This window comes from Pirellulales bacterium (assembly GCA_035546535.1).
Taxonomy (GTDB): Bacteria; Planctomycetota; Planctomycetia; order Pirellulales; family JACPPG01; genus JACPPG01.
The window spans coordinates 1-9,143 of sequence record DASZWQ010000178.1 but is presented as its reverse complement, the minus strand read 5'-3'; the positions used below and the strand labels follow the sequence as shown (position 1 = coordinate 9,143).

8 protein-coding genes are annotated in these 9,143 nt (G+C 60.7%); 4 read left to right on the top strand and 4 right to left on the bottom strand.

Annotation, left to right across the window (positions count from 1 at the left end; all coding sequences use genetic code 11):
• From VHD36_20550 to VHD36_20535, 4 genes are all read left to right on the top strand, one after another.
• Positions 1 to 620, top strand: a 620-nt coding sequence (locus tag VHD36_20550) for a gfo/Idh/MocA family oxidoreductase (GenBank protein HVU89732.1), incomplete at its 5' end; no start/stop codon positions are given.
• Between the two features lie 288 nt (positions 621 to 908).
• Positions 909 to 2,951, top strand: a complete 2,043-nt coding sequence (locus tag VHD36_20545) for a G8 domain-containing protein (GenBank protein HVU89731.1) — start codon at positions 909 to 911, stop codon at positions 2,949 to 2,951.
• A gap of 257 nt (positions 2,952 to 3,208) precedes the next feature.
• A complete protein-coding gene (locus VHD36_20540; GenBank protein HVU89730.1) occupies positions 3,209 to 4,246 on the top strand; it encodes a dockerin type I domain-containing protein in 1,038 nt (345 codons plus the stop codon).
• Positions 4,243 to 5,133: a DUF1559 domain-containing protein gene (locus tag VHD36_20535; protein HVU89729.1), complete on the top strand. Its 891-nt coding sequence runs from the start codon at positions 4,243 to 4,245 to the stop codon at positions 5,131 to 5,133. Before VHD36_20540 ends, VHD36_20535 begins: the two co-directional genes overlap by 4 nt.
• 67 nt (positions 5,134 to 5,200) lie before the next feature.
• Here VHD36_20535 and hisB read toward each other — a convergent pair whose 3' ends face one another.
• From hisB to hisC, 4 genes are all read right to left on the bottom strand, one after another.
• A complete protein-coding gene (gene hisB, locus VHD36_20530; GenBank protein HVU89728.1) occupies positions 5,201 to 5,794 on the bottom strand; it encodes an imidazoleglycerol-phosphate dehydratase HisB in 594 nt (197 codons plus the stop codon).
• A 51-nt stretch (positions 5,795 to 5,845) separates the two neighbouring features.
• Complete coding sequence (locus tag VHD36_20525) at positions 5,846 to 6,406, bottom strand: inorganic diphosphatase (GenBank protein ID HVU89727.1); 561 nt, start codon at positions 6,404 to 6,406, stop codon at positions 5,846 to 5,848.
• Positions 6,403 to 7,746 carry a TAXI family TRAP transporter solute-binding subunit gene (locus VHD36_20520; GenBank protein HVU89726.1) on the bottom strand — a complete coding sequence of 448 codons (1,344 nt, stop codon included), beginning with the start codon at positions 7,744 to 7,746 and terminating at the stop codon, positions 6,403 to 6,405. Before VHD36_20520 ends, VHD36_20525 begins: the two co-directional genes overlap by 4 nt.
• 96 nt (positions 7,747 to 7,842) lie before the next feature.
• Complete coding sequence (hisC, locus tag VHD36_20515; protein HVU89725.1) at positions 7,843 to 8,889, bottom strand: histidinol-phosphate transaminase; 1,047 nt, start codon at positions 8,887 to 8,889, stop codon at positions 7,843 to 7,845.
• Between the last annotated feature and the right edge of the window lie 254 nt (positions 8,890 to 9,143).

Here is a 9,143-nt window from a genome sequence, read left to right as displayed (position 1 = left end):
TGAAGGAGCTGATCGCCACGCGGCTGGGCAACCCGCGGCTATTGTTCTGTCACTCGCGCGTGCCCGTCGAGCAGCACGGATCCGCGGCAAGCGCCAAGAGCAGCATTCACAGCTCGCCGACCAGCGACCTGATCGAGTTGGTGGATTGGTGTACGTACGTCGTCGGACGGCCGCCCACTTCGGTGCTGGGCATGCGGCACAAGGCCGCGGGGGACGTGCTGGAAGATGACTATCAGATGATGAGCCTCGACTTTTCCGGTCCGGGAGAGCCGGGTACGAGCGCCACCGCGCAAATTAGCTGTGGCCGGTACATGCAATCGTCCTGGCACGAGGCGTTGGCATTCCGGCCGCCGGCCGCCTTGCAAGTGGCGTGCGAAAAGGGGATCGCCTTCATCGATTTGCCCAGCACGCTCATCTGGTTCGACAGCTTCGGTCGGCACCAGGAGTCGCTGGAAAGCGAGCGCCCGGTCGGCGAGCAATTGCTCAGCCAGTTTCATCGCGCCGTGACCAGTCTGGTGCGCAATACGTCGAGCCTGGAAGATTCCTACCGGGCCTTGGCGGTCGTGCTGCAAGCCCGGGCCAGTCATGCCCAAGGCAAGCGGATGCCGCTGGATTCGTAGGGACGTGCGCGGCGGGGCGCATTTCATTCCGCAGCTTACTTACCCAATAATAGATGCGACGTTGCCCCAGGAGTTCCCTGGTTGCGACGTCGGCAAATTCCGTTCTGCGCGATGAAAGCACGCGCGTGATCGACCACATTGAACGAGAGAGGCGAGCTTATGCCACGATTCTTTGTTTGCCAGCGCTCACGCGGACTGGCCCTGTGCACCCGCTTGCTAACATTGATCTTTTTGCCCGTGTTTTTCTCGTCGGCGAGATTGTCTTTCGCGGCTGACATTGTTCGTACAGTGGCCAGCGGAGTATGGACCGACGCGTCGGTGTGGAGCAACGGCCGCATACCAGCCCACGGCGATCGCGTTCTGATTCGCCCGGAGCACTCAATTCTTTACAACGCCCACAGTGACGTGACGATTCGCGTGCTGAAGATCGCCGGCACATTGCGATTTGCTACGGATCGCGACACACGATTGGACGTGGGCCTGATCAAGGTCGAAGCCGGAGAAGACGTCAGCGAAGAAGGTTTCGATTGCGACGAGCATTCGGCGCCGGAAGGTCCCTGGTCCGCGCGGCCGGCGCTCCTGGTGGGAACACATGACCATCCGCTGGGTGAAGGATTCTCGGCTCTCATCCGCCTTGTCTATTTCGAAGGGATGGACAAAGAGTCATGCCCAGCGATCGTGTGTTGCGGCGGCCGCATGGAGTTTCACGGTGCGCCGATGAATCGCACCTGGGTGAAACTCGCCGCCACGGTCAAGGACGGAGCGACCGAAATCGAATTGGCCGAGCCAGTGTCGGGCTGGCGTTCCGGCGATCGAGTTTTGATACCCACCACGGCCGGTACGTCGCTGTTCGAATTTCGCGATAAGGAGCGGCGCGTCATTCCCACGGTCCGTGACCGCAGCCACTCAGAAGAACGCACGATCAAGTCCGTCGTTGGCACGAAGCTGGTGCTCGACGAGCCGCTCGCGCATCGACATCGTTGCGAAGGAGAGTTTCGCGGCGAGGTGGCGAATCTCAGCCGCAATGTCGTGATCGAATCAGCCGATCCCGGCGGCATTCGTGGCCACACGATGTACCATGCCAACTCGCAGGGTTCCATTTCCTATGCCGAGTTTCGGCATCTCGGCAAGCGCGGCGTGCTGGGGCGATACAGCCTTCACTTTCATCTGTGTCGCGATTCGATGCGTGGCGCGTCGGTCGTCGGCGCCTCGATTCATGACAGCGACAACCGCTGGCTCACCGTGCACGGAACCGATTACCTGCTGGTGCGCGACTGCGTGGGATACAACAGCCTGGGCCATGGCTTCTTTCTGGAGGACGGCACCGAAGTGTTCAACGTCTTCGATCGAAACCTGGCCGTGCAGGCTCGGCACGCGGCGCCGCTACCGAAGCAAATGTTGCCTTACGACGAGAACGAGGGAGCCGGTTTCTGGTGGGCGAACTGCCTGAATACGTTCACACGAAATGTTGCCGCCGAGTGCGACCAGTACGGTTACCGCTTCGAGGCAACGCAGACATCCGAATTCTCTCCGGTGCTGGCTGTTCCGCAAGCTGATGGAAAACTCGCGGAGGTCGATATCCGCACGCTTCCCTTTGTACGCTTCGACGACAACGAGGCCCATTCCCAGCGACGCTTCGCGCTGAATTTGGGCGGCATTCGCCACGTTTCCGACGCAGAAGACTATCGCATGCTGCGAGAACCGAACCCCGACCTCTCAAGGATTCAAGGCGGAGACGTCCAGGGTGTCGGGCCGGACACCAGGCATCCCTTCATCATTCGCAACTTGCGCGTGTGGGAGAGCCAGTGGGTCTTTCACGGTGGATCGCCCTCGGTGCTGCTCGACGGCGTCGAGGCCATCGATTGCACCTACGGAATTTTTAAAACCCGCATGGACGCACACGAATATCGCAAGCTGAATATGAAACGGATCGACACGGCGGACATCTTCGAACCGTGGGGCAACTCGACGCTCGCGGAAGATTACGAGCGATCTCTCGACGATACCGTTGACGATCTGCCGCCAACGACGGTTATCACACGCTACGAAGCCCGGGATGACGGTCGGCTGTTGGTTTATGGAATTGCCGCTGACAATGGAACCATCAAGCGTGTCACGGTGAACGGGCAAGAGGCCACACCGCTCGTGGCCGGTGCAGGCCTGGAGGACTGGCAGATTGTTTTGCAACTTGCGCCAACGACGCAAACCGTCGAACTTCTCGCGGTTGCCGAAGATAAAAAAGGTAACCTCGAACCGCTCCCGCACCGCATGAGGGTCAATTTGTCACAAGAGCCGGCATCATTCGACAGCCGCGCGGCGGCGGGGAAGTGAGCGGAACCGCTCTTATAGCCCCTCATAGGTAGTATCGCGGTGCGGCGAAGAATTCGCCACGCGCGCCGCATATTTCATCTGCCCGCGCCGCGATCCGGGTGGCCGTACGAACAGGCGATCGGTCAAAAGCGACTACTGTGCGGCGGAACGGGCGCGATCGCGACCAACACCCTCCGATTTCGCCCGCTCACGGCGTGCGAATTGCTCTCGGGCGACGGCACAGATGCTGTTCGTTGCTCCGCTTTAGAAGGATCACCATGCGCTCGAATCTCCTCGCTCGTCCTCTGCCTGCTCTGTTGGTGCTTTCCCTCGTGGCAAGTGCCCGTAGTCAGACGATCCTGTACAACTCAAACGGCTTTGAAGCACCGACGTTCACGGCGGGAAGCCCTCTAATCGGCCAGGATGACAACAATCCTTGGCAATCCGCAGGGGGAAGCCCCACGGCGTATGTCGTCGAATCCTCGACCGTGGCCTCAGGGGCGCAGGCTGTGCAAGCCAACGGCGGCGGATTGAACGACGCCTCGTTTGCATTCCCCGGCATCTTTTACGCACCTGGGCCGGACGAGAGAGTCGACATTCAGGTTGATATGGCCCGTACGCTGTCGCCAAATGACGTCGATAGCAGTCCCGTTTACGCGATCGATGTCTATGACGATGGCGTAAATCGGACAAGCCGATTCGGGCTGCAGGACGACAATGGACAGATCCGGGCGTTCGTGTCGGTGCCGATCAACAGCCAAGGACAGATCGACCCCAACGGCACGGGCATTCGCTCCGAATTTTACGGCGCCCCGATCAGCGCGGGCAGTTTCGTGCATTTTGATTTCACTTTGGACTATACGACCCGCACGGTCAACCTGACGATGAACGGCGTACCACTGGCCGCGGGCGTGCCGTTTGTCACACAATCGTCGGTCGATATCGTCGCCGCGGCGCTCGACATTGGCACATTTTCGAATTCGGCGGACAACGGCTACTTCGATAACTACGTCGTAAGCGCCGTCCCCTATCTGCATGGCGACGCCAATAACGACGGCATCGTCAATAGCCAGGATTTGGCCGCAGTCTCGAGCAATTGGCTACAAACCGGCGTGTTGCAGGCCGGCGACGTCAACGAGGACGGCATCGTCAACAGTCAAGACCTTGCCTTGATCTCCTCCAACTGGTTGCAGACATTGCCTAGCACGAACGCCGCAACCGCGGTTCCCGAGCCGGGCACGCTGGCACTCATGTCGGCCGGAGCACTTTGCTCGCTCGTGTACTGGAAGAGGTATTCGCGCCAAAACCGCCGATGATGCGTTCCCAGCGCCGCGGACTCACGTTGATCGAATTGCTGGTCGTGCTGGCGATCATCGGCATTCTTGTAGCCATCTTGATTCCCGCGGTGCAGAGCGCGCGTGCGGCGGCGCGGCGGATGTCGTGCGCGAACCAGATGAAACAGCTCGGCCTGGCCGTGCTGAATTACTACGAGGTGTACGAGCGTTTTCCCATCTACGGTTACGATCAGACGGGCTGGACCTGCGTCATAATGCCTTTCCTCGAAGCCGGGAACATTTATGCCACTACACCCCAGCAGGCAGGAATACACGAAGGTCCCTGGGTAGGCACGCCCATACCGGCCTTTCTATGTCCCGAACATCCGGTCACCAGCGGTCAGAGCGCCTCGACCATCTACGCCGACTTCGGCACGCGTGGACTGACGAATTACGCTGGCGTGGCGGGGCGTCGTCGCATGGAGCGCTTTACGGTCGATGGCGATACCGGCATCCTGGGCGGGTGGATCAAGAATAACACTGGGGCCACGCTCGTGATGATTGGCGATGGTACGAGCAATTGTCTGCTCATGGGGGAACGACCGCCCGGCCCCGCCGAAACGGGCGACTGGGGTTGGTGGGCCGGCCGAAACGATTGGGACATTATCATGTATCCAACCGTGGTGAAGACAGACGCGCCACCGTCGCGCATCTCGGGATACAAGAATTGCAGCTATCCCGTCACCTACGCGCCGGGCAGGCTCGAAAACGGCTGCGATCAGGATCACTTCTGGAGCCTGCACTCTGGCGGCGGCAATTGGACCATGGCCGACGGTTCGGTCCATTTCATCGGTTATGAAATCTCGTCCGCTGTGTTGGACGAGTTGTCGACGCGCGACCAAGGCGAAGTCATCGCCGCGTCGTGGTAGATCGCACGCAATGCGCTAACGGCATTATCGCCGCATTAGATGGCCGACCCGCCCGCGTGACGAACGGTCAGGAGCTGAGCGTTCCCTTGGTGCTGGGAATGCCCGTCATGCGCGGATCGGGCTCGACGGCCATGCGCAGGGCGCGGGCCGTGCCTTTGAAAATCGCTTCGGCGATGTGGTGGTTGTTGCGGCCGTGGTGCAGCACGACGTGCAGGTTCATCAGTGCGTTGGCCGCCGCGGCTTGCCAGAAATCCTCGACCAGCTCGCTGTCGAAGTCGCCGATCTTGGCGCGGCTGAACTCGGCCTGGAACACCAGATAATAACGGCCGCTCAGATCGATGGCCGACGTGACCAGCGTCTCTTCCATCGGCAGCGTGAAATGGCCGTAGCGGCGGATGCCGGCCTTGTCGCCCAGCGCTTGTCGCAGCGCCTGGCCAAAGCAGATGCCGACGTCTTCCACCGTGTGATGCTGATCGACGTGCAGATCGCCCTGCGCGCGGATCGACAGATCGATCGCCGCATGCCGGGCCAGCAGCGTGAGCATGTGGTCGAAAAAGCCGACGCCGGTCGCGATTTGCGCGCTGCCCGAGCCGTCGAGCGCAAGGTCCAGCTCGATCGAGGTTTCTGCCGTTTGGCGCGCGATGTGGGCGGTGCGTGTCATGTCTTCAAGAATACCACGTAAAATCGGCGCCTCCGGCGATTCCGGGCCCTGCTACGAGGCTTTGCCCGTGCGTTGAAAGCCGCGACGTCGCACGGCGCTATAGCGTTCGAGTGCCTCGTTGATCACGCCGATCGTGGCGGCGGCGGGCTGAAAATCCTCGACCTCGACGGCCTTGCCTTCCAGCGTTTTGTAGTCGAGGAAAAACCGCTGCAGCATGGCAAGATTATGGGCCCGCAGCTCGTTCGCTTCGCGATAGCTGCTGTACTCGGGATCGTCGAGCGCGACGGCCAGGATCTTGTGATCGCGTTTGCCAGTGTCGATCATCGTCATCAGGCCAATCGGCCGCGAGCGGACCAGCGTCAACGGCGCCACCGGTTCCTGGCAGAGCACCAGGACATCGAGCGGATCGTCGTCCTCGGCCAGCGTCTGTGGGATGAACCCGTAGTTGGCCGGATAATAGACGGCCGAATAAAGGACACGGTCAAGCTTCAAGAGCCCCGTTTCCTTATCCAGCTCGTACTTCACGCTGGAGCCTTTGGGAATCTCGATCACCGAGGTAAATTCTTCCGGCGACTTCGGGCCGGGAGAAACGTCGTGCCAGGCGTGCGTCATCTGCGCTCCGTATTTTGAACGGTTTCCAAGTCGGGATCCGCGTCGGCGCGCCGGATAGGGGCGGACGGCGGCGGTTCGCGACTGAGCATCGAATCCAAGTAATTGCGCACGTCCGAGACGTGCGTGAGAAAACTGCTCATCTGGTCATCGCCGCTGAGCACCCCCTCGGCTTCGCGCTCGAGGGCTTCCGTTTTCAGCTCGGTCAAACGACCGCGCAGGCGCTTCAACTCGGCGAAATCGACCGGTCCGCTCCGATCCATGTTCATGGCCGCCAATTCCAGCTCGGTGACCGCGTCGATATAGGACTCGAAGCCAATCATGTTGCGGCGCTTCTGCCAGCGCCAGAACAAGAAACAGGCCAACGCGGCCGAGACCAGGAAGCTGCGCAGATTTTCCAACTTGTCGATCGAGTCGGCTTTGATCAGCGGTTCGTTGCGGTGCAAATACTTGAGTGTCCCGGCGTGCATGGGGAATTCGTTGCCGTCGCGCGAGGCGAGAGGGCTGAGCGTCGACAGGCGCGCCCGCCGGCCGAACTCACTCTCGAAAATGACGGTCATCAATCGTTCGATCGCGGCGCTGGGCGTCTCGCGCCGGGCGACCACCAACAACTGTTGCCCGAGCGTGTGCAGCGGTCGATCGGGCACCGGCGGATTGATGCCATAGCTATAGGCCGGAATCACGGCGTCGCGCACCGAAGGATTGCGCAACGACACGGCATCGCCATAGGGAAGCTCCATCAGCCGATAGCCAAGTTGCCCTACGAGACGGTCGCCGACTTCGCCCCACGGCAGCGAAGTGATCACGAAAATGCCGTCGGGCAGTTCATCCGCCGTCCGGGTCATGATCTCGGCGTGCGGCAGCTCGACTTCCGTGTAATCGCGCCCCGACTCGAGCCCCACCAGGTGCAACATGCGGTGCGACATCTTATGCGTGTTCGATCCGGGCACGTTCAGATTGAGCGTGTGGCCGCGCAGACCTTTCAGCCCGCCATCGATGAGTTCGGGCCGGACGAACAAATGCATCACCTCGCGATTGAGCACGGCGACCTGCCGCAAATGCTCGTCGGGAATGTCGAAGTCGCCCAGCGTCAAGGCAATATCGAGCTCGTCGGTCGCCAGCTTGGTCAGCGCATCTTGTGATTCCCAGTTGCCGACAATCTCAAGTTGCAGGTCGTGCTTGGCCGCCTCTTCTTTAAGGAGCAGTGCCAACTGATAGCGATGATTCAAGGGATCGCCCGCCGTCATGCGCAGCGCGTGCTCCTTGGGGGCAGGTTCGTGAAACCAGAAATACAGGGTAAGAGCGATGAGGGCCAGGAGCGCGACGGCGACAACGCGATTCATTAGCACGCGATGGCGGAACGCGGCTCGTGCTTCGTCGGTTTGTTGCGTCATGGAAAGGCGAGTGTGAAGGCCAGCGAGACGATCGAATTCCTGGTCCTAAATCATAGTCTTTAAGAGCCCCAGGCAGGCATCAATCTGCTCGTCGGTGCCGACGGAAATCCTTAGCCCGTCACCCCAGCCGGCGTAATCCATGTAACGGACCAGGATGCGGTTCTGTTTCAATTGCTCGTAGAGGGATTTAAGCGGCCTGTCAGCGTGCGTGGCCCACACGAAATTCGCCTGCGAATCGAGGACCGCGAAGCCGAGGGCGCGCAGCTCCGCCGTCAGCCGGCCGCGCGTTGCGATGATCTTGGCCCGATTTTCGCTCAACCAGACCTGATCGTCGATGGCCGCCGTGGCCGCCGCGATCGACAGCGCATCGCAATTGTACGAATCTTTCACTTTTCGCAAGCCGGCGATGATGTGCGGTTGCGCGACGATAAATCCGAAGCGCAGCCCCGCCAGCGCGTACGACTTGCTGAGCGTGCGCGACACCATCACTTTTTCATTCTGCGCAACCAGGCTCAGGCAATGGGTATCGGCAAAGTCGACGTACGCCTCGTCAACCAGAAGAGGGCAGGGGAGGCGCTCGGCCAGTTCCAGAATCCGGGCGGGCGAAAGCATCGTGCCCGAGGGGCTGTTCGGATTCGGTAAGAATGCCAATCGCAGCCCCGCGGCTGACTCGGCGAATCGATTGGCGAGCGACCAGTCGCGCTCGAAGGAAATCTCTTCGCTGCGCGCGCCCTGAATCTCGGCCAGCGTCTTGTAGAGGATGTAGCTGGGATGCGGCAGGCGGAGCAGATCGCCTTGGGCCACGAAGGCCCGCGTGACGAGCGTCAATATCTCGTCGCTGCCATTGCCGCAGAGAATCGCGTCGGGGTCGACGTCCAGTACCGCCGCCGCGCGCGAGCGGAAGCCGGTGGCCAACGGGTCGGGATACTTTGCCAGCCCACGCTCCAGCACGGCGTGAATCGCCCGGGCCACGGCCGGCGAAGGCGGATACGGGTTCTCGTTCGTATTGAGCTTGATGAACTTGCCCGCCTGCGGCTGCTCGCCGGGCGTATAACCCACCAAGGCGTCGATGTCAGGGCGAAAGTAGGACATGCGCGTTAATGCAGAATGCAAAATGATGAATGGAGGAAGCGAGGATCGCTAAGTGATGAGTGATGAGCGAGCAGTCATCGGAACGCTGCACGCGCCTTTCGCCGTTGTTTTCTGTTCATCATTCAGTAGTGCCAAGTCACGTGTTAAGGTCCGGTTTCAACGCAAGGTGTTGAGCCGTCGTGGAGTACGGCGACGATTTGGTGGACGATCCAATCCAGCATGCGTTTGAAGCGTAGTCGTTCGAGGTGCAACGT

Bases quoted from the DNA above. Each gene is read 5' to 3' on its own strand.
- VHD36_20540 (HVU89730.1), top strand. From the start codon at position 3,209: ATGCGCTCGAATCTCCTCGCTCGTCCTCTGCCTGCTCTGTTGGTGCTT.
- VHD36_20535 (HVU89729.1), top strand. From the start codon at position 4,243: ATGATGCGTTCCCAGCGCCGCGGACTCACGTTGATCGAATTGCTGGTC.
- hisB (HVU89728.1), bottom strand. From the start codon at position 5,794: ATGACACGCACCGCCCACATCGCGCGCCAAACGGCAGAAACCTCGATC.
- VHD36_20525 (HVU89727.1), bottom strand. From the start codon at position 6,406: ATGACGCACGCCTGGCACGACGTTTCTCCCGGCCCGAAGTCGCCGGAA.
- VHD36_20520 (HVU89726.1), bottom strand. From the start codon at position 7,746: ATGAATCGCGTTGTCGCCGTCGCGCTCCTGGCCCTCATCGCTCTTACC.
- hisC (HVU89725.1), bottom strand. From the start codon at position 8,889: ATGTCCTACTTTCGCCCTGACATCGACGCCTTGGTGGGTTATACGCCC.